The organism is Aurantibacillus circumpalustris (assembly GCF_029625215.1).
Taxonomy (GTDB): Bacteria; Bacteroidota; Bacteroidia; order B-17B0; family Aurantibacillaceae; genus Aurantibacillus; species Aurantibacillus circumpalustris.
The window spans coordinates 2,946,083-2,966,337 of sequence record NZ_CP121197.1 but is presented as its reverse complement, the minus strand read 5'-3'; the positions used below and the strand labels follow the sequence as shown (position 1 = coordinate 2,966,337).

The 20,255-nt window shown below is 34.3% G+C and carries 17 protein-coding genes; 10 read left to right on the top strand and 7 right to left on the bottom strand.

Features of this window, described 5'->3' with window-relative positions:
* Positions 1-71: 71 nt before the first annotated feature.
* From P2086_RS12345 to P2086_RS12325, 5 genes are all read left to right on the top strand, one after another.
* Positions 72-1,490, top strand: a complete 1,419-nt coding sequence (locus P2086_RS12345; RefSeq protein ID WP_317897047.1) for an aminotransferase class V-fold PLP-dependent enzyme — start codon at positions 72-74, stop codon at positions 1,488-1,490.
* Between the two features lie 124 nt (positions 1,491-1,614).
* Positions 1,615-2,763 (top strand): aminofutalosine synthase MqnE, encoded by a 1,149-nt coding sequence (gene mqnE / locus P2086_RS12340; protein ID WP_317897046.1) that lies wholly within the window; start codon positions 1,615-1,617, stop codon positions 2,761-2,763.
* A 139-nt stretch (positions 2,764-2,902) separates the two neighbouring features.
* On the top strand, positions 2,903-3,865 hold the full coding sequence (locus P2086_RS12335) for a DUF3078 domain-containing protein (RefSeq protein ID WP_317897045.1): 963 nt from the start codon (positions 2,903-2,905) through the stop codon (positions 3,863-3,865).
* A 7-nt stretch (positions 3,866-3,872) separates the two neighbouring features.
* On the top strand, positions 3,873-4,520 hold the full coding sequence (locus P2086_RS12330) for a porin family protein (RefSeq protein WP_317897044.1): 648 nt from the start codon (positions 3,873-3,875) through the stop codon (positions 4,518-4,520).
* Positions 4,516-5,082 carry a UbiX family flavin prenyltransferase gene (locus tag P2086_RS12325; protein WP_317900259.1) on the top strand — a complete coding sequence of 189 codons (567 nt, stop codon included), beginning with the start codon at positions 4,516-4,518 and terminating at the stop codon, positions 5,080-5,082. The genes P2086_RS12330 and P2086_RS12325 overlap by 5 nt, the downstream gene beginning before the upstream one ends.
* A 67-nt stretch (positions 5,083-5,149) precedes the next feature.
* Here the strand turns inward: P2086_RS12325 and trxA are convergent, their stop codons facing one another.
* Both trxA and P2086_RS12315 read right to left on the bottom strand, forming a co-directional pair.
* Complete coding sequence (gene trxA / locus P2086_RS12320; protein WP_317897043.1) at positions 5,150-5,467, bottom strand: thioredoxin; 318 nt, start codon at positions 5,465-5,467, stop codon at positions 5,150-5,152.
* 97 nt (positions 5,468-5,564) lie between these two features.
* Positions 5,565-8,144 (bottom strand): YfhO family protein, encoded by a 2,580-nt coding sequence (locus tag P2086_RS12315; protein ID WP_317897042.1) that lies wholly within the window; start codon positions 8,142-8,144, stop codon positions 5,565-5,567.
* A 122-nt stretch (positions 8,145-8,266) separates the two neighbouring features.
* Between P2086_RS12315 and P2086_RS12310 the strand changes: the two genes are divergently transcribed.
* Genes P2086_RS12310 through P2086_RS12295 form a run of 4 tightly spaced genes read left to right on the top strand, consistent with a single transcriptional unit; the run spans position 8,267 to position 11,729 of the window.
* Positions 8,267-8,848, top strand: a complete 582-nt coding sequence (locus tag P2086_RS12310; RefSeq protein ID WP_317897041.1) for an acyltransferase — start codon at positions 8,267-8,269, stop codon at positions 8,846-8,848.
* Positions 8,849-8,857: 9 nt separating this feature from the next.
* On the top strand, positions 8,858-9,370 hold the full coding sequence (locus P2086_RS12305; RefSeq protein ID WP_317897040.1) for an ORF6N domain-containing protein: 513 nt from the start codon (positions 8,858-8,860) through the stop codon (positions 9,368-9,370).
* 2 nt (positions 9,371-9,372) lie between these two features.
* Complete coding sequence (locus P2086_RS12300) at positions 9,373-10,407, top strand: Gfo/Idh/MocA family protein (RefSeq protein ID WP_317897039.1); 1,035 nt, start codon at positions 9,373-9,375, stop codon at positions 10,405-10,407.
* 29 nt (positions 10,408-10,436) lie between these two features.
* Positions 10,437-11,729: a nucleotide sugar dehydrogenase gene (locus P2086_RS12295; RefSeq protein ID WP_317897038.1), complete on the top strand. Its 1,293-nt coding sequence runs from the start codon at positions 10,437-10,439 to the stop codon at positions 11,727-11,729.
* Between the two features lie 78 nt (positions 11,730-11,807).
* Here P2086_RS12295 and P2086_RS12290 read toward each other — a convergent pair whose 3' ends face one another.
* The 3 genes from P2086_RS12290 to P2086_RS12280 all read right to left on the bottom strand — a co-directional run bounded on the left by P2086_RS12290 (position 11,808) and on the right by P2086_RS12280 (position 17,199).
* Entirely contained in the window at positions 11,808-13,520 is a 1,713-nt protein-coding gene (locus P2086_RS12290; RefSeq protein ID WP_317897037.1) for a T9SS type A sorting domain-containing protein, read from the bottom strand.
* A 139-nt stretch (positions 13,521-13,659) separates the two neighbouring features.
* Positions 13,660-15,351, bottom strand: a complete 1,692-nt coding sequence (locus P2086_RS12285) for a T9SS type A sorting domain-containing protein (protein ID WP_317897036.1) — start codon at positions 15,349-15,351, stop codon at positions 13,660-13,662.
* Positions 15,352-15,480: 129 nt separating this feature from the next.
* The gene (locus P2086_RS12280) at positions 15,481-17,199 is read right to left on the bottom strand and encodes a T9SS type A sorting domain-containing protein (RefSeq protein ID WP_317897035.1); all 1,719 of its coding nucleotides are present in this window, start codon (positions 17,197-17,199) and stop codon (positions 15,481-15,483) included.
* Between the two features lie 53 nt (positions 17,200-17,252).
* On the opposite strand from P2086_RS12280, the gene rfbB reads away from it, so the two are divergent.
* Complete coding sequence (rfbB, locus tag P2086_RS12275) at positions 17,253-18,305, top strand: dTDP-glucose 4,6-dehydratase (RefSeq protein ID WP_317897034.1); 1,053 nt, start codon at positions 17,253-17,255, stop codon at positions 18,303-18,305.
* Between the two features lie 79 nt (positions 18,306-18,384).
* On the opposite strand, the gene P2086_RS12270 is transcribed toward rfbB, so the two are convergent.
* On the bottom strand, positions 18,385-19,656 hold the full coding sequence (locus P2086_RS12270) for an aspartate kinase (protein WP_317897033.1): 1,272 nt from the start codon (positions 19,654-19,656) through the stop codon (positions 18,385-18,387).
* A 77-nt stretch (positions 19,657-19,733) separates the two neighbouring features.
* On the bottom strand, positions 19,734-20,156 hold the full coding sequence (gene secG, locus P2086_RS12265) for a preprotein translocase subunit SecG (protein WP_317897032.1): 423 nt from the start codon (positions 20,154-20,156) through the stop codon (positions 19,734-19,736).
* Between the last annotated feature and the right edge of the window lie 99 nt (positions 20,157-20,255).

Genomic DNA, 20,255 nt, shown 5'->3' with positions numbered 1-20,255 from the left:
TATAGTATTATTGTTTTGCCTCTGGAGCATTTTTTTTGTTCCATAACCGAAATTTAAAAAAATTATTTGTTATGATTTTTTCCAAAAAAAAGACGGACACTTTAGTTCAAAATAATACTGATGAAGATTTTTTTCGTAATCTAAGAAAATCTGATTATGCTTATCTCGATGAACAAAAACAGGTTTACCTCGATTACACGGGTGGTAACTTAACTCCAAAAAAATTAGTAGAAAAACATCACAAACTCCTAACTGAAAACATTCTTGGCAATCCTCATTCTACGAATCCTACTTCTCAAAGAGCTACACAGTTAGTTGAAGAATCAAGAAAAGCAATTCTCGATTTTTTTAATGCGAGTGATTACGAATGTATCTTCACTGCAAATGCCTCTGCCGCCCTAAAAATAGTAGGAGAAAGTTATCCTTTTAATGAAAAAAGCACATTTATATTAACGAGTGATAATCATAATTCGGTAAATGGTATTCGTGAATTTTGTAATTCTAAAAAGGGAGTTACAAAATATGCCCCTGTTCATTATGAGGATTTACTTTTAGATGAAGCCAAACTAAAAGAATTATTTCAAGAAAGCGCCAAAGGAGATTCAAATCTTTTTGCTTTTCCGGCGCAATCTAATGTTTCAGGTGTAAAACATGACTTAAGCTGGATTGAATATGCACACCAACAAGGATTTGATGTATTGCTTGATGCTGCAGCTTTTGTTCCAACGTCGCGCTTAGATTTAGCAAAACACAAACCCGATTTTGTATCCGTTTCTTTTTATAAAATTTTTGGCTATCCAACTGGTTTAGGTTGTCTGCTAGTTAAAAAATCATCGTTTGATAAATTAAAAAAGCCTTGGTTTGCTGGTGGAACTGTTTCAATGGTTTCGGTTGTTGAACAAAATAAATTTTTATCAGAAGGTCACGAACGCTTTGAGGACGGCACATTGAGTTACAATACCATTCCATGCATTAAAAATGGATTGGATTACATTAGCAGCATCGGGATGGAAAAAATCTCTAAACGTGTTAGTTATTTGATTAAGTATCTCTATGATGAATTAGTGAAATTAAAACATGATAACGGCGTTTCAATTGTAAAAATATTTGGACCCAACGATTTCACGAATCGCGGTGGTAACATGATTGTTAACTTTTTTGACGATGACAAAAAACTGTTTTTATATACAGAAATTGAAAAAATAATGAATAAAGCTTCTATCTCTATTCGTTCTGGATGCTTCTGCAATCCTGGCCTTGATGAAATAAATCATTGTATCGCGACCCCTGAAATGGCGAAATATTTTTCTACACGTGATAAAGGCGATCATCAGGATATTAAAAATTATTTGGGTAAAATGAGAGGTGCAGTGAGAATTTCTGTTGGTCTTGCTTCAAATGCAGAAGACCTCGACAAATTTGTTCAAGTCGCAAAAAAACTGAAAAATATAAAATCCGTTGATAATCTATCTGAAGTATTCAAGCATTAACATTTCTTTACTTTGATCTTTTTAGGAATTAAGGTTGATGAAATAGATGTTCCGTACATTTATTTCTTTTAAACATTCATTTCATTTACCTGTTTAAATGTAAAAGAAGCCTTAATTTTGTGCTATGATTTTAACTGAACACCATCCTCAAACACTTATTTTAAATTCTTCGTATTCACCTAAATTAAAAGCCATTGCAACAAAAGTTTTTAACGGTGAACGGATTACATTTGATGAAGGTGTTACCTTATATAAAGAAGCAGAGCTTGGTTTTTTAGGCGTGCTTGCTAATTACGTGCGTGAGAAAAAAAGTGGCAACTACGTTTATTTTAATCATAATTTTCATGTAGAACCAACCAATGTCTGTGTTTACAGTTGTGCGTTTTGCTCCTATTCCCGCTTAATTAAAAACCGTGAAGAAGGTTGGGAATTATCGGTTGATCAAATTTTAAATATTATTAAAGGCTACGACAATCAACCTGTAACAGAAGTACATATTACAGGTGGAGTAGTTCCAAAACAGGATCTTGCCTTTTACACAGAGTTGTTTCGAAAAATAAAAGCTCACCGTCCAGACCTACATATTAAAGCTTTAACGCCCGTTGAATTTCATTACATTTTTAAAAAGGCGAAACTTTCTTACGAAGAAGGTCTTAAAATTATGAAAGAAGCTGGGCTTGATAGCTTACCTGGCGGAGGTGCGGAAATTTTTGACAAAGACATTCGTGATAAAATTGCTGGCGGCAAATGCACTACTGAAGAATGGTTGTCGATACATGAAATCTGGCACGGCATGGGAAATCATTCTAATGCTACCATGTTATACGGACATATTGAAACCTTTGAACACCGCATCGATCACATGGATCGTTTGAGACAACTACAAGATAAAACAAAAGGATTTAATGCTTTTATTCCCTTAAAATTTAGAAATAAAGAAAATGAAATGGCACATGTTCCAGAGGTGAGTGTGATTGAAGACCTCCGTAATTATGCTGTTGCAAGAATTTATCTTGATAATTTTCCACACATCAAAGCTTATTGGGCTATGATTGGAAGAAATACTGCACAACTGTCGCTCAATTTTGGAACGGATGATCTAGATGGTACAATAGATGACACCACTAAAATATACAGCATGGCGGGCTCTGAAGAACAAAACCCTAAATTATCTACACAAGAATTAGTTGACCTTATTAAATCTGTTGGAAAAACACCTGTTCAAAGAGACACGCTTTACAATGTTGTTAAAGAATATAACGAGGTGCGCTAATTCTTTTTGTTTTATCAATCTCAGTAAAATCCGGTGATTACAAACATTCGCACGGATGCGTTTTAAGGTATTGATTATTCTTAACTCATTTTTTTTAAGTATTTTAGCACTTTAATATCACCTATATAAATTAATTTTTATGAAAAAAATATTTACTTTGATCGCGATTTGCTTAGCGGGACAGATAATGGCGCAAGACTCTACTGCAGCAATGAAAAAAGACACCACATACTGGACAAAAGTCGGTTTTATTGGTTTAAATGCAAGTCAAACTTCCGTTAGTGATTGGTCCGGTGGTGGTCAAGATAATTACGCCATAAACGCTGTTTTTAATTTTGAAGCCAATTACAAAAAAGAAAAACATGAATGGACAAATAAATTAGATGCTCAATACGGTATTATTAAGACAGGAAGCTCTCGACTATTCAAAAAAAACATAGATCAACTCTTTGCGCTTTCAAAATACAATATCAATGCATTCGGTAAACATTGGTACTATGCCGCACAGGTCGATTACCGCACACAGTTTGCTCCGGGATATAAATACAGTGGTGACGTTATTGAAGGGCAAGCCATTTCTGATATGAATTCTCCGGGTTACATTCAATTGGCATTGGGTTTAGATTACAAACCAAAAGATTATTTTTCAATTACAATTGCACCAGCCGCTGGCAAAATAACTTTAGTTAATAGACAGTATCTTGCAGATGCCGGTGCCTATGATGTTGAAAAAGCAGTTTATGATGAAAATGGTGTCCTTATAACGCATGGCAAGAAAATGCGCACTGAATTTGGAGGGAGAGTTATCGTGAAATTTAAAAAGGATATTTTCAAAAATGTAAACTTAGATTCATATCTAGACTTATTTTCTAATTATGGTCACAATCCCGGAAATATTGATGTTGTGTTTAATAATATGTTAACAGTACGCCTAGCTAAATATTTTACAGTCAACATTATTTCACAAGTGCTTTATGATGACGACATTATTAGAAAACGTGATTTGGATAACGATGGATTATACGATAAACCAGGCGAAATTAACGGGCCCAGATTGCAGCTAATGAGTACCTTTGCTATTGGCTTCGGTTACAAATTCTAATTTATTTATGCGCTACTTCTCCTGTATATTTCTTTTTCTTGTACTAATCGGAAAAGGTCAGCAGTCGGAAGTTTTTGCTTTAAAACCTTCTTTGGGTCTAAATGGATGTCAGGTTCATGGGGATAATTATAGTGGTTACAAAAAGCTTGGTATATTCGGAGGCCTCGCCGTTAATGCGCGCTTAGGTGAAAAATTTAGTCTTGAATTAGGTTTTTACTTTTCTCAAAAGGGAGCAAGAAAAAATCCTGGTAAAGATGATTATGACTATTACCGCCTTAACTTAAATTATATTGATTTGCCTTTGTCGCTAAGGTATATGTTGAATAAAAGGTATTTTATCACCTTAGGTCCTTCCCTAGCTTATTTGGTTAATTACAATGAGAATATTAATTATACAGATGTTACAGGCCAGTATAAATTCAAAAAATACGAAGTGGGTCTAAATATAGGTTTGGGAAGAACGGTTATAAAAAACCTCAGTGTTGAAGTCCGCTTTTCTAATTCAATTACATCTGTAAGAGATTACGGTGTTGTATCAAATGTGTTTTATCCAAATCCGGTAGCACGTTTTTTTAACAAGGGATTTTACAACAATATCCTAACTGTTATGTTCTCATATCAGTTTGGTAAATTAACAAGTAGTGAAGACAATTAAACAAAAAGTGGCCATTGCTGTTACAGGCGCCAGTGGAAGTATATACGCAAAGGTATTACTCGATAAACTCGTTAAACTCAACACACAACTCGAAGAAGTAAGCATCGTGCTTAGCGACAATGCCAAAGATGTTTGGTTTCTTGAATTAGGAAATCGGGATTACGAAAAGTACTCTTTCAAAACTTATAACAAAAACGATTTTTTCGCACCCATTGCCTCAGGTTCGGCAAAATATAATGCTCTAATCATTTGTCCTTGTAGCATGGGAACTATGGCGCGTATTGCAGCTGGAATTAGCAACGATTTAATAACAAGAGCAGCCGATGTGATGTTAAAAGAGCGACGGAAATTAATTCTTGTAACACGCGATACACCTTTAAGTCTCATTCACATTAACAATATGCGAACCGTTACTGAATCGGGTGCTATAGTTTGTCCTGCCTCCCCTTCTTTTTATTCAAAACCAAAAACGTTCGAAGAGCTTGCTGCCACAGTTATTGATAGAGTAATTGATTTAGCTGGTTTAGAGCAAGACTCATTTCGGTGGGGAGAGAATAAATAACGTATTACAAATAAAAAATCCCGGTTTACTAAGTAGACCGGGATTTTTTAAAATGTATATTCAGGAATTACATCTGAGCATCCAACTTAGCTGCTAATGCCGATTTAGGCACTACACCAACTTGTTTGTCAACCAATTCTCCATTTTTAAAATATAAAAGCGTAGGAATATTTCTGATTCCGTAATTGGCGCTAATGTTGGAGTTTAAATCCACGTTTACTTTCCCAATTACTGCTTTTCCTTCGTATTCTTTTGCTAATTCTTCTACTACTGGTCCAACCATTCTACATGGTCCACACCATTCTGCCCAAAAATCTACTAATACAGGTTTATCACTTTTTAAAACCAGTTCTTCGAAGTTTGCGTCTGTGATTTCTAATGCCATAACTTATTTTTTTATATGATTATTTAATTACTATCAATTATTATTCCAAAACAAATTTAAAGTCTTTCTGTCAGTTTTTTTGAGTAAAGTATGTCAATTAACTAACAATAACTTTGTTCCTACTGTGCTTAAATAATCCAAAACCAACCGTTAAAAACAACAAAATAGAACCCAACATAGCTATTGTATTGCCCGTGTAATAAGTCTTTGGTTCAAATTTAAACTCAATTTTATGTTTTCCAGGAGGAACATTCATTCCTCTTAAAACATAATTTACAGGAATATGTGATTTTAACTGCCCATCAACATAAGCGTTCCAACCATATTTGTAATAGATCTCAGAAAAAACAGCAAACTCCTCTGCTTTCGTATCTGTTTCATAAACCAAATCATTAGGTTCGTAAGAAATCAATTTTATAGATCCTTCGCCATTGTAATTTTCTTTTGAAGCAAAGTCAGATTTGTATTGTTCGTTTACGATTGCCTGTGATTTTGTATCAATTCGTTTTAAAGCTACAATTTCACTATCAGGACTAACAACGGTTTTTAGAGACTTAATAAACCAGGCATTTCCGTTTGCAACAGGATTTTTGAGAGGTACTGCAGAATTTCCATCTTCACCCGCAGGTAAAATAAAATATTTTGTATTCAACATATTTATTACACCGAGCCTGCCTAACATCGCACTCATAGAACTATCATTTGCCGATGCCTTTGATAAGTCTTTATAAAGAAGATTGATTTCGGGCTTAACATGAAAATCAATAAGATCTTGGTAGCGACGCAACTTAGCCCCGTGATAACCCCCAATTGATTTGTGGTAATAAGAAGTTGAGGCGTCATCAAAAGTACCCAATGTAAGATTTAGTACGCGGTAGTCAAGATCTTTATCCAACAATATCTCTTCATCAGCCCTAGTTTTACCGGCAACATATTCATTGTTTTCAGCTTTGGTGATAAATGATTTGTCGTTTAAATACCTCCTGTCAACACTCCACAAATCAATAAAAATAAACAGTCCAAGAGAAACAAAAAACACCTCCTTCTTGATCTTATTTGTGAAATATAGGTACAGGGCCACGAATCCAAGAAGTATAAATATTACCGAACGAATGGCGTCTGATTTAAAAATAGCTTTTCTCGCTATTTCCAACTGCGGCATCAGTTGTGCAATTGCAGTTTTCGCTTGATCTTCTGGATACCCAGCTCTAACATACTGTCCAACAGTTTTCCCATATTCTCCACTACTTTGAAATGTATTCACGAGATCTGGAGCTAAATAACAAATTAGGCAAAACCCTCCAACAACAGAAGTTACAATAATAATCAGTTTTTTATACGTAATATCTTTTTTAAATAAACTCAGATGATATTTCTCGTTCCAGTTTTTAATTTTTATAAGTTCATTAATTCCAAGTATTGCAAACAATGGGAAAGTTAACTCAGATACAATCATAATCATACTCACTGCTCTAAACTTATTGTAACCTGGAACATAATCCATAAAAAAAGAAGTGAGACTCATAAAGTTATGTCCCCAACCTAAAGCAATTGTAAGAAACGTAACAGCTATAAGTGGCCATTTTATTGGATGTTTTACGATAAACATACCTATAATTGCAAGTAAAAAAACAATAGCTCCAAGATAAACAGGGCCAGATGTGCCAGGTTGATCTCCAAAATAAACATTACTGCTACCAACCATTTCTCTGAATTCTGGATCGACTTTTTTCAATGCGGAAGGATCAACTCTTCCAATAGCATTATCTCCACCACCTTTAAAATCTGGAATTAAAAATGAAAATGTTTCCCCTATCCCATAACTCCAACCAGTAGCATAATCTTTATCCAAACCACCTGATAGTATGTTTTTATTACTACTCATATCAGGGTTTATTGTTAATTCAGCTTTACCTCTTAAACTGAGTTTTCCATATTCATTTGTTGTGAGAAGATTTCCGGCGTTAGGAAGTAAACCAAGTAAACAGGCAATTAAAAAAATCGCAAAGGACTTTAAAAAAACTGGTAAATGTTTTTCTTTAATTGAAGTGATAAAATACCCTAAAATCAAAAATCCAATCATCATGTATCCATAATAAGTTATCTGAACATGCCCAGCATTTAGTTCTAGGGCTGTGAAAAGAGCTGTTAATGACAAGCCAAGCCAATAACGTTCCTTAAATAACAAGATCACCCCACCTATCAAAGCTGGCAAATAACCAAGCGCGTGAGCTTTGGAATTATGTCCTGCCTGAAGTATAATTAAAAAATAAGAACTCAATCCATAAGCAATTGCACCAACTGTTGCCAGCCAAGCATTTACATCTAAGCACAATAGAAGGATAAAAAAACCAAGAAAATATAGAAAAAAGTACCCACCAGGAAGTGGGAGAAATAATTTAAAAACGCGATCTAAACCCGGTAAATAGTTTCCAGTATGCAGTGTTGAAACTAAATAAGCTGGCATTCCACCAAACATAGAGTTCGTCCAAAGTGGCTCCGATCCCTTTTGCTCCCGGTAATCCATAATCTCTTTACTCATGCCCTTATGCATAGCAATGTCATGCTGTTTCAAAATTTTACCACTTAATAAGGGCTTAAAATAAATAAGCGTTAGGATCGCAAAAACCACAATGGCAGCGGCATGCGGCAGGTATTTTTTATAGTCAAGTTTCATAATTCGTAAAGTTCACAAATATATTAAAATATTGCTGTAAGGACTTTATTTTCAAGCAAATTGACTACGATTTTATATTTTACCATCACAGAGATTTTATTACTTTTGTAGTCCTTAAAATTATGGAGAAAACGAGTTATTTTGCCCACCCTACAGCTATTATTGATGAAGGGTGTGATATTGGAGAGGGTACTAAAATTTGGCATTTTTCACACGTGATGCCAAATTGCAAGTTGGGCAAAAACTGTAACTTGGGTCAAAACGTGGTTATATCACCTGAAGTAACCTTAGGTGCCAATGTAAAAGTGCAGAATAACGTTTCTATTTATACGGGTGTGATTTGTGATGACGATGTTTTTCTTGGACCATCGATGGTGTTTACCAATGTTATTAATCCACGTAGCGCGGTAAATCGCAAATCAGAATACGCGAAGACACATGTTGGAAAAGGAGCTTCTATAGGTGCAAATGCTACCATTGTTTGCGGACATGATATAGGAAAATTTGCTTTTATTGGTGCAGGTGCGGTTGTTACAAAAACTGTTCCCGATTACGCATTGGTTGTTGGAAACCCTTCAAGACAAGTTGGTTGGATGAGCGAATACGGACATAAACTTGAATTCGATAAAAACGGATCGGCTGTTTGCAAAGAAAGTGGCCAAAATTATAAATTAGAAAATAATACGGTTAAACGTATTAATTAATTAGTCAAAGTGAACATTCAAAGTATACAAAATAAAATATATTTTATTAGAGACCAGAAAGTAATGCTGGACTTTGACCTTGCTGAATTGTATGATGTGGAAACCCGTATTTTAAATCAGGCTGTAAAAAGAAACATAAAACGCTTTCCTTATGATTTTATGTTTCAGTTGTCATCTTCTGAGTGGGAAGTTTTGAAATCACAATTTGTGACATCAAAAATAGAAAAACGAGGTGGAACTCAGAAAATGCCTTTTGCTTTTACGGAACAAGGTTTAGCAATGTTAAGCGGCATTCTCAAATCTGATAAAGCAATCAACGTAAATATTAGTATAATGCGAGCCTTTGTTGTCTTGAGGGAGTTTGCTTTAACAAATGAAAATCTTACATCAAAACTTAAGGAGATTGAAACCAAATACGACAAACAGTTTAAAGATATTTATGAAGCAATAAACTATTTAATAAAAAAAGAAAAACAAGGCGCTGAGCAACAAGAAAGAAAAAAGATTGGTTATAAAAAATAACAATGGACAAAAAAACTAAAATAAAATTCGCAGTTATTGGTCAAGGCCATATTGGCAAACGCCATGCAGAAATGATTCGCAGAAATGATGATTGTGAATTAGTTGCTGTATGTGATACACTTTCTAAGGAAAAATTAGGCTTAGATAAACTAGAAGAAAAATTCTATTCCAATATTCAAGACTTATTAAAAGCGCATCCAGATGTGGAAGTTGTGAATGTATGCACTCCAAATGGTTTACATTCGGAACATGCTTTAGCGGTTTTAGAACATAACAAACACGTTGTTGTAGAAAAACCAATGGCTTTGAGCAAATCTGATTGTGAGAAAATCATTTACTCAGCATTACATCATCATAAAACCGTTTTTTGTGTAATGCAAAACAGGTACTCTCCGCCAAGTGTTTGGCTAAAGGAAGTGGTTGAGAAAAAAATAATTGGCGATATTTACATGGTTCAATTAAACTGCTATTGGAACCGTGATGAACGCTATTATAAAGCTGATAACTGGAAAGGGACCAAGGATCTTGACGGCGGAACTTTATTTACCCAATTCAGTCATTGGATTGATATTATGTATTGGATTTTTGGTGATATAAAAAACATACAAGCAAAATTTGCGGATTTCAATCATCAAAAAACTACAGCCTTTGAAGACAGCGGGTTTGTAAGCTTTGATTTCGTGACTGGCGGAATGGGATGTATTAACTACTCAACAGCTGTTTGGGATAAAAATTTAGAATCTTCGCTAACAATTATTGGAAGTAAGGGAAGTGTAAAAGTTGGCGGTCAGTACATGGATCAAATTGAAGTGTGTAACATTAAGGACTATGAAATGCCAAAATTAGGTGAAACAAATCCAGCTAATGATTACGGTGCTTACAAAGGCTCAGCTAACAACCATCACAGTGTGATTGAAAATGTAATAAATACGCTTCACGGTAAAAATAAAATTTCTACAAATGCACTTGAAGGTTTAAAAGTGGTAGACATCATTGAACGTATTTATGCCCTAAGACCTTTAAGCGTTCTCAAATAACATTAACCAAATTAAAATTATATAAACAGATGAGTATCTATAATAAAATAATTAAAAAAGAAGCTACAGTTGCAGTAATAGGCTTAGGCTATGTTGGATTACCAATAGCACTGGCCTTCGCTAAAAAAATTAAAGTCATTGGTTTTGATATTCATGCGGGAAGAGTGGACATGATGAAAAAAGGTATTGATCCTAGTAATGAATTGACGAAAAAAGACTTCGCAAACTCCGATATCACTTTTACGCATAAATTAGAAGATCTTAAAAAGGCTAATTTTTTTATTGTGGCCGTGCCAACACCAATAGACGAACATAATTTACCTGATTTAAAACCACTTATTGGCGCATCTACCACTGTTGGAAAAGTGCTTAAAAAAGGTGACTACGTGGTTTATGAATCCACTGTTTACCCTGGCTGTACAGAAGAAGATTGTATTCCAGTTTTAGAACAGCATTCAGGTTTAAAATTTGTAAAAGATTTTAAAGTAGGCTACTCACCTGAGCGTATCAATCCAGGCGACAAAGAACATACCATCACTAAAATTTTAAAAATTGTTGCAGGTTGTGATAAAGAGAGTTTAGAAAATATTGCCAAGACATACGAAATAATTGTTGAGCCTGGAACACACCGCGCTTCTAGTATTAAAGTGGCGGAAGCGGCTAAAATTATTGAAAATACTCAGCGCGACGTAAACATTGCTTTGATGAACGAACTTTCTATCATCTTTAATAAAATGAACATTAACACTTACGACGTGCTTGCAGCTGCAGGAACAAAATGGAACTTCTTAAAATTCTCTCCAGGTTTAGTTGGCGGACATTGCATTGGTGTAGATCCCTACTATTTAACTCACAAAGCAGAATCTTTAGGTTACCATGCGCGTGTAATTAATAGCGGACGTTATGTGAATGACAGTATGGGTTTTTATGTAGCTAAAACCTGCGTTAAAAAAATTATCGCAGCTGGAAAAAATATTTCCAAATCTAAAGTACTGGTAATGGGTGCTACCTTTAAAGAAGATGTGAGCGATATTCGCAACAGCAAAGTGGCAGATATCGTGAAGGAATTAAAATCTTTCGGTGTAAAAGTTGAGATTGTTGATCCGCATGCGGATACAGCTGAATTAAAACACGAATATGGCTTTGGTTTAAACAAACTTGGAAAAGGTTATGACGGTGTTATTGTAGCGGTAAACCACAAAGAATACAAAACTTTGGATGAAAAATTCTTTACATCAATTCTTTCCAAAAAAGGAATTGTGGTAGACGTAAAAGGAATTTACAAAGACAAAATTAAAAACTTAAACTATTGGAGTTTGTAATAAATTTTAATCATTAAAAAAACAAAAAGACGCCCTGCAAAAGCGTCTTTTTTGTTGCACTCTTTTCGGTTAGGAAAACTAATGCTTAATTATTTTTTTAATGATGTTTCCTTTTTCTGTTTCAATATTAATAAAGTAAACACCGCTTGCTAGATCAGAGTTATCAAGTGCGATTTTTGCATTTTTCGCTTCTACACTTTTTACAAGCATTCCTAAGGAGTTCATAATCTTAACTTCCTTAATTAAAACATCCGATTCTATTTTTAAATTATTTGTAAAAGGATTTGGCCAAATTTTAACAGCCATTTCATTAAGAGAATTTTGTTTCAACGAAGTAACCAGAAAATTAACCGTACTGCATTGCTCATTATCCTCAACTGTTTTATCAGTTTCTCCATTAGGTACAGAGATATAAAAACAAAAATTATTTGTAAAACTTGGTGCGTTTCCTGTATACGCGTATCCCTTTCTTGCAAATAAATTTCCCGTTAATTGAATAGAGTCTCCAGGCATAAGTGATAAACCAGAAAATTGCTCCTGGTAAAAAAAAGCCCCGCAAGTGATAGCAGGCGAATCGAAACAGTTTAATTTAAAGTTTTTAATTTCTGTTGTCCCTTTATTTTTCACCATAACTTTTACCCGTAAATAGGAAGCACAATGGTATTCTCCAGGTGCTGGAAAGATAGAAAAATAGCACGAAGAGTAGGCAGAATCAGCTGTAACAGAAACAAGAGTAAGATCACTAGAGAAGTTATTACTTGAAAATTTGTTTATAGAACTTAAGGATGAAAAATAATGTGAATAGGAAGTACTCCAGAGGTTGTTTGATGATACACCTGCAGATAAAATTGCAACTTTTGTTCCATTCGCACAGATTGCCGTTTGTTCTAAACTATGGGTCGTTGTGCTTGTCAAAGAAATGACATTAAAAGACGTATCAGCGGCAAAGTAGCTTTGTCCAAGGATGGGCATGCTAGAAAGTGAATAGAGGGTATCTTGCTCACAAATAAAATTAGATGCAAGTAATCCTCCGGTAAAAGAACTCGAAGCAATTAAATTCCCAGTTGTTGAATACTTATAAAAAACGCCATCTGTGCCGACTCCAATTATTTTTTGGCCGCCGTAAAAAGAAATTTGTCTCATAAGTACACTCGTTATATTACTACTTACAATACTACCTGAACCAGAAATTTCGGCTATTACATGCGAATTACCCTGATCGCCACTAAGCAATATATTATTATTAGCTAGGATTAACGCTGAAGAAATATTAGTTAATCCTATATTAACTTTTGACAAAAATTGTCCTGTTTTGCTAAATTTATAAAGCAAACTATCCGTAAAAACAGCATAACTAGAATCTAATTTTTGTAAGGCCGCTTTTGGATAATCGTAAAAAGTAGCTGTTACGCTTGTTGAAAATAGAACCGTTGTCCCATTTGTATCTAATTTAGTCAGCGAAATGTGCCAAGTAGGTCCTACCACATCGCACAAAAATTCATTACCAACAAGAATAAGTTTATTATCGGAGGATTTAAAACCAAGATTGGTAATAAAACCAGTGTTTACAGACTTTCGATAAACAAGATTTCCAAAGCTGTTATGTTTGTATAAATAGTTTTTAGCAATTGGATCAATATTACGGGAAGTGAAATATAAATCATTATAAATTTTAATGATAAATGAATTGGGCTTCTCATTTACATCATGATAGGCTCTATTATAAAGTTCTTGTGAGTTGATTTGACTAATGCTCAATAAAGACGCTGCAAAAAGTAAAAGTTTTTTCATATTGGGTTATTTTAGAATTTACAATAAAATTAAATCATTTTTACTAGTATTCAACAACAAATAAAAAAGCGGTCAGATTTATTCTATAAGTGGTTAACAAAATATTACATCTAAAATCTCACTTCTTAATTCTAAGCTCTTAGTTCTTAATAATCTTTTTCTGCACAATTCCTTTTTCTGTTTCCAACTTCATAAAATAAATACCAGGTATTAAAGTAGATGCGTTTATGTAATATTCTTTAGCGTTAATGCTTTCCTTGCGTATAATTTGTCCCAAAGAATTAATTAATTCAAATGCTTTAATTTCGAAATCCGAACTAATAGTAAATCCAGCGTCTGAAGGGTTTGGATAAATTTGAATGTTTGGTGTTAGAAGTGTATTTTCTTTAAGACCGGTAACGACGGTAAATAATACAGAATCACAAAACGCATCGTTATCAATATTAATATCGTTGCTTGCGTTAGGTATCGTTGTAAACAAACACGTTTTAACTTTCACAATGCTTCCGGGACTTGAAACTGGCGTTGAAATAAAATAAGCGTTTATTTCAAAAGTGCCCGTTTGTAAACTAACTGTCGCTCCAGGAGCAATTGATACCGGATAATACTTATGTAATACGAAAGGGCAGTGGGTCCCCACAAAATAACTGTTTAAGAAAAAACTACTTACTGTATCCGCCCCGAAATTTTTTACAACAACTTCAATGTCAGCTATAGGCATATATTTATACATTGCCGGATGTTTTATGATTGAATTAAGTCCTTTAACTCCAACTACGCCAATATCTTGTTGACAAGAAAAGCCATCATAAATTGCAAAATGGTTTAGACTCGTAAATGTGACATACGAGTTCGCAGAACTATTCGTAACAATATTAATTTTATTTTTATTTGTTACAGCAATACCACTTGGGTGAATTCCTTTATAAGCCGGCTGCGAATAGTTTAACAAATTAAAACCAGAATTTAATACGCCATAAAAAGGGAAATTGGATACTGCTTGCGTACCTGTTACAAATATTGAGTCGTTTCTGGTTGTAAAATCAGAGATACTGATGTTAGAATTTGTCAATACAGTAGCTTGGCTTATAAAATTTAAAGCTGAATCATAACGAATTAGTTCGCCGGACACCGATAATGCAACAAAATTTCCGTTTGCAGTTTTTTCAAATTTTGAAATTATAAACGCGGTGTTTTGTTGGTTAATAATTACATCGTTTAACGGGTTGTATTCTACATTGACATTTGCATTATTAATTTTCCCATGAATTATTAAATTTCCGTTTATCAGTGAGCAAATTGATTTTATATTATTCACACCTGGTAAAGTGGAAAGAATATACTGGCCGCTTGCTGAATATTTCTCCAACACACCATCGGAAGCTAAATAAAATGAAGAATCTTGCGCTGCAGCAATAACGCTTATATATTGAGAGTTCACCCAGTTTGACTGTAAATACATTTTAAATATAAGTGCACCATTGGTGTCTATTTTAACTATGAAATCTTTAAGTCCAGACACATCGCAAGCTTGTCGATCTATTCCGTAAAAAAGAAGATGGTTGTCGGCTGTTCGCATGATTTTATTTAAGTAACCATCATAGTAATTTAAACTTGTATTAAAAAACGAAACACCGTTTTCACCAATACCTATTACACGCACATCTCTGCCGCAGCAATTTTCCACTTCTTTTAAATAATAACATTTCGAGTTGATTGACACAATATTGCCAACTTTATCAATTTGTGTGTGTGAAGCACTATTTAAATTTTGTGAAATAAGGCTTTGAAGCGATAGTAAAAGGAAGACTAAGGGTAAAAATTTTCTCATGGGTTCTTTGTTTTTCTAATTTAAAATTAAACCATTTTTATTCGTATTCAACCGCAAATAAAAAAGCGGTCAGTTTTATTCCATAAGTGGTTAACAAAATATTAAATCTAAAATCTCACTTCTTAAATCTTAGTTCTTAATAACCTTTTTCAGCACACTTCCCGTCTCTGTTTCCAATTTCACAAAATAAATTCCAGGCTTTAAAGACGCGCCAATTAAATAGCATTCTTTTCCGTTAATACTTTGCTTGTTAATAGTTTGTCCTAGAGAATTAATTAATTCAATTGTTTTAATTTCAATATCCGAACTAACAGTAAATCCGGCGGCCGAAGGATTTGGATAAACTTGAATGTTTTGTGCAAGCATTGCGTTTTCCTGAAGTCCTGTAACTGTGAACAATACCGAATCGCAAAACGCATCGTTATCAATATTAATATCGTTGCTGGCGTTCGGAACGGTTGTAAATAAACATATGTTGAGTGTTATTTGACTCAAAGTGAAATTACCTGCTGGAAAAGGCTGTGCGTAAAATGTCACGGTTGGTATGGTAAGCGATCCACCAGGAATAATAGCAGTGTCTACAAATTTATGGAGTAAAATATAACACGGCGAAATTCCAGTATTTATGTAGGAATAATAATTGATATAAAAGTTTTTCACAGTATCGGTCGCGAAATTTTTCACAGTCACGTCAGCTGTAACGTACGGAGTAACAAACGAAGATCCGTTCCCGATTCCGAATAAAGTTGTATTCATATTTGAAAATCCAACAACACCAATATCTGATACCGAACTAAAACCACCGCCAATAGGAAATTGAAATAAACTACTGAATTTGTATAAAGGCACTTCTTTGCTGTTGCAAGTTGCAAGTACGGTTAAGTTATCCCTATTATTCAAAGCAATACCTGTTGGATAAATGCCTTTGTAAGTTGATTGAATTTGGTAAAGTATATTAAACGCCGTGTCAATAATGGCATGGTAGAGAGCTCCCGATGAGTTCATATTTCCAGCGATAAAAACAGAATCATTACGCATGGTAAAGTCGTTTACTTTATACTGCGCTGTATTTGTAGAAAAACCAAAACTAGAAATTAACACCAATGAAGTATCATACTTGTCAAGTGTATTAGCACCAGTTTTAGTATAAAAATATGTAGGAGTATCAATTACCTTCGAAAGCAAATTAATACATGGCTGCTGGGTTAAAACAGTTCCAGAGGTTGTCATAATAACATTTGTATTAATACCGTTTAATTTTCCACTCACAAACAAATTACCCGTTGCCAGAGCTTTTACTAAAGTAATACTGGTTAAGGAGGTAGTAATTTTTGAAATAAATTGACCACTCGAAGAAAAATGATACAAATCTGTTGAAGATACTAGGTAATACGAATTATCAGAATGTTGGGTAATATCATTAATTGTGCGTCCAAAACCCCCAGCAGCTAAGGTTCCTTGAATAGGTATATTGAATAAAATAACGCCATTTGTATCTACTTTAGTGATATAATCCAAATGTCCTGATATATCGCAGGAATGAACAGCATAATGACTTACCAAAATAGCATTATCATTCGTTTTAATAATTTTACCGAAATATCTTACCTGATAGGAACTCGGTAAGCCTGTTTTAAAAACAGTATCGCCATTAAAATTCATCCCTTGTACGTAAGTACTATAACCGCAACAGTTATTTTGTGAACTTCCGAGATAGAATACCTTGGAGTTAATTGATATCATATCGCCCGTTTTGTCAACGGCACTATGACCAGCAATATTTAAATTTTGTGAAATAAGGCTTTGAAGCGATAATAACAGGAAGGTTAAGGGTAAGATTTTTCTCATGGGTCAGAAATTTGTAATAAATTTACGAAAATTAATGACTTAGACAAGATTGTATGAAAATTTTAATCACCGGTGGGGCAGGATTTATTGGATCGCATGTAGTGCGTTTATTTGTTACCAAATACCCAAATTATACCATTCACAATTTAGACAAGCTTACCTACGCAGGTAATCTGGCTAACCTTACTGATATTGAGAATAAACCAAATTACAAGTTTGTAAAAGGAGATATTGTTGACGCTGCTTTTATTAATGACCTTTTTAACAAAGAAAAATACAATGCAGTAATTCACCTTGCTGCTGAAAGTCATGTAGACAGAAGTATCACCAACCCTTTGGAGTTTGTGATGACTAATGTTATTGGCACAGTGAATCTGTTAAATGCAGCCAAAGAACTGTATAAAAATGATCCAACAAAATTCACTAAGTTTTATCATGTAAGTACCGATGAAGTTTACGGAGCGCTTGGAGAAACCGGTATGTTTACCGAAGAAACTTCTTACGATCCGCATAGCCCCTACTCTGCTTCTAAAGCCAGCAGCGATCATTTTGTCCGTGCCTACCATGACACTTATGGTTTACCTGTTGTTATTTCTAACTGCAGCAATAACTATGGTCCAAATCATTTTCCTGAAAAATTAATTCCACTGTGCATTCACAATATTAAAATGAATAAACCTTTACCAATTTATGGAAAAGGCGAAAACGTGCGCGATTGGCTCTTTGTAGAAGATCATGCTACTGCTATTGATACTGTTTATCACAAAGCAAAGCTTGGAAGTACCTATAACATTGGTGGTCACAACGAATGGACAAACATTGATGTAATTCGTTTATTGTGCAAAGTAATGGATAAAAAGTTAGGTCGCCCGGAAGGCACCAACGAAAAGCTCATCACCTTTGTGAAAGACCGTGCGGGCCATGATTTGCGTTACGCGATTGATGCGACTAAATTAAAAAATGATCTAGGCTGGGTTCCCTCGGTTACCTTCGAACAAGGTTTAGATCGCACTGTTGATTGGTATTTGAATAATAGCGAATGGTTAGATAATGTGACTTCGGGTAACTACACGCATTACTACGAAGAGCAGTATACTAAGCGATAAAAATTACAAGTTTCTAGTTTTTGGTTTCTAATTGAAGCGCAGAACTAGAAACACTCAACCAGAAATAAAAAACTTGTAACTAGAAACTGTCTTCCTTCATCACCATCTGAAGAGTATTCCGGCTTCTCTGTTCTATTAAAATGACTTTATGTTGACTTAATTTTGAAATCGTTTCCTGATCGTAATTACGAATGGTCATGAGTTGAACAGGGGCATTATAAAGTACTTTAAAATGCTGCTGTAAATCGTTTATAAGCGGCTCTATCTTTTGAATATCGTTATCCGTACACACACTAAAACTGATTGCAGAATTTTGCATCATGTGAATGTGCACATTGTATTTCGAGAACAAATTAAAAATTCCACTCAAGTTCTCTTCTGCAATAAAACTAAAGTCCTTAGGTTGAATGGATAATAAAATTTGATCTTCTTTAAAAATATAACTTGTGGCTGTGTTTCCCTTTTCACCATCCTTTACAAGCGTTCCAGGTTCCTCCGGCTTTAAAAAAGATCTTACGTATAGGGGAATATTCTTATTCTGAAGCGGCTTAATTGTTTTTGGATGAATGACTGAAGCTCCAAAATACGTCAGCTCAATAGCATCGTGGTAAGTTAACTCGTCAATCTTTTTTGTGTTTTTAAAATACTTCGGATCGGCATTTAAAACACCAGGCACATCCTTCCATATCACAACTTGTCTAGCATCGGTAAAATATGCCAATAAAGCGGCTGTGTAATCACTTCCTTCTCTTCCGAGTGTTGTTGTATAGTTTTCTGAAGTCCCTCCTATAAAACCCTGTGTGACGATAACCTCACGGTTTTGTAAAAGCGGTAATAACTGCGTTTTCACAAGAGTCTCGCTCAAAACATAATCCACATTTCCTTCGCGGTAAGAATTATCCGTTTGAATGATTCCCCTTATATCTAACCATTTATTTTTTAAGCCGTCGTTATTTAAATAAGCAGAAATTATTTTGGTTGATAAAATTTCACCCAGAGAAACGATTTGATCGTAGTGATGGTTGTATGAAAAAGAAGGCTCTTCTTCCAGTATCCAAAGCAGTTCTACAAATACGTTTTCTATATCATTATATATTGCATCCTGTTTATTTGGAAACAGATCGTTTAATATACTGCCGTGGTAATCTTTTAATTCATTTAGAAGCAGCTCAATATTCTCTTGCTTATTGATGTATGCCTTGGTAAGTTCTTCAAGTTTGTTAGTAGTTTTACCCATAGCCGAAACTACAACAACAGTAGCCTCTGAAGCATGATGTTTTAAAATAGAAGAAACATTTTTAACTGCTTCAGCATCCTTTACAGAAGCTCCACCAAACTTAAAAACCTGCATAAATTTATTTTGAGCAAAGGTATAAAAACAAAAAAACCATCCAAATACGGATGGTTTCTAAATATATAAAAAATGATTTATTGTTGTGGTGGAGCTTGCTCAGGCATTGGTTGTGCTTGAGGAGCTTGTTGAGCAGGTTGTTGTTGAGCTGGAATTGCAACAGCTGACTGTGCTTTTCTTTTTGCAACAGATCCTGCATCTTCAGAGTTTGTATCTACTACAGTACCTTGTGGCGACATTAATACACTTAACACAATTAAGGTAATTGCTAATCCCCAAGTTGCTTTTTCAATAAATTCAGTTCCTTTTTTTACACCCATAATTTGAGTTGCAGCACCAAATTGACTTTGAATTCCGCCACCTTTTGAGTTTTGAATAAGGATTACCAGAACAAGTAAAATACACACCAGAATTGTTAGAAATGAGAAAAACATGTTTTTATTTTTATAAGTTATTTTAATTTTTAAATAAGAGGTGCAAAGTAAGTCTTTTTTCTTCAAATTTCAAACTTTTTAAATTATTTAATCACGCTCCTAAAAGTGGTTTTTGCTTTTTTATGAGGGCGCCCAGGCGGGCTGTCGCTAACGCACAACCAGACT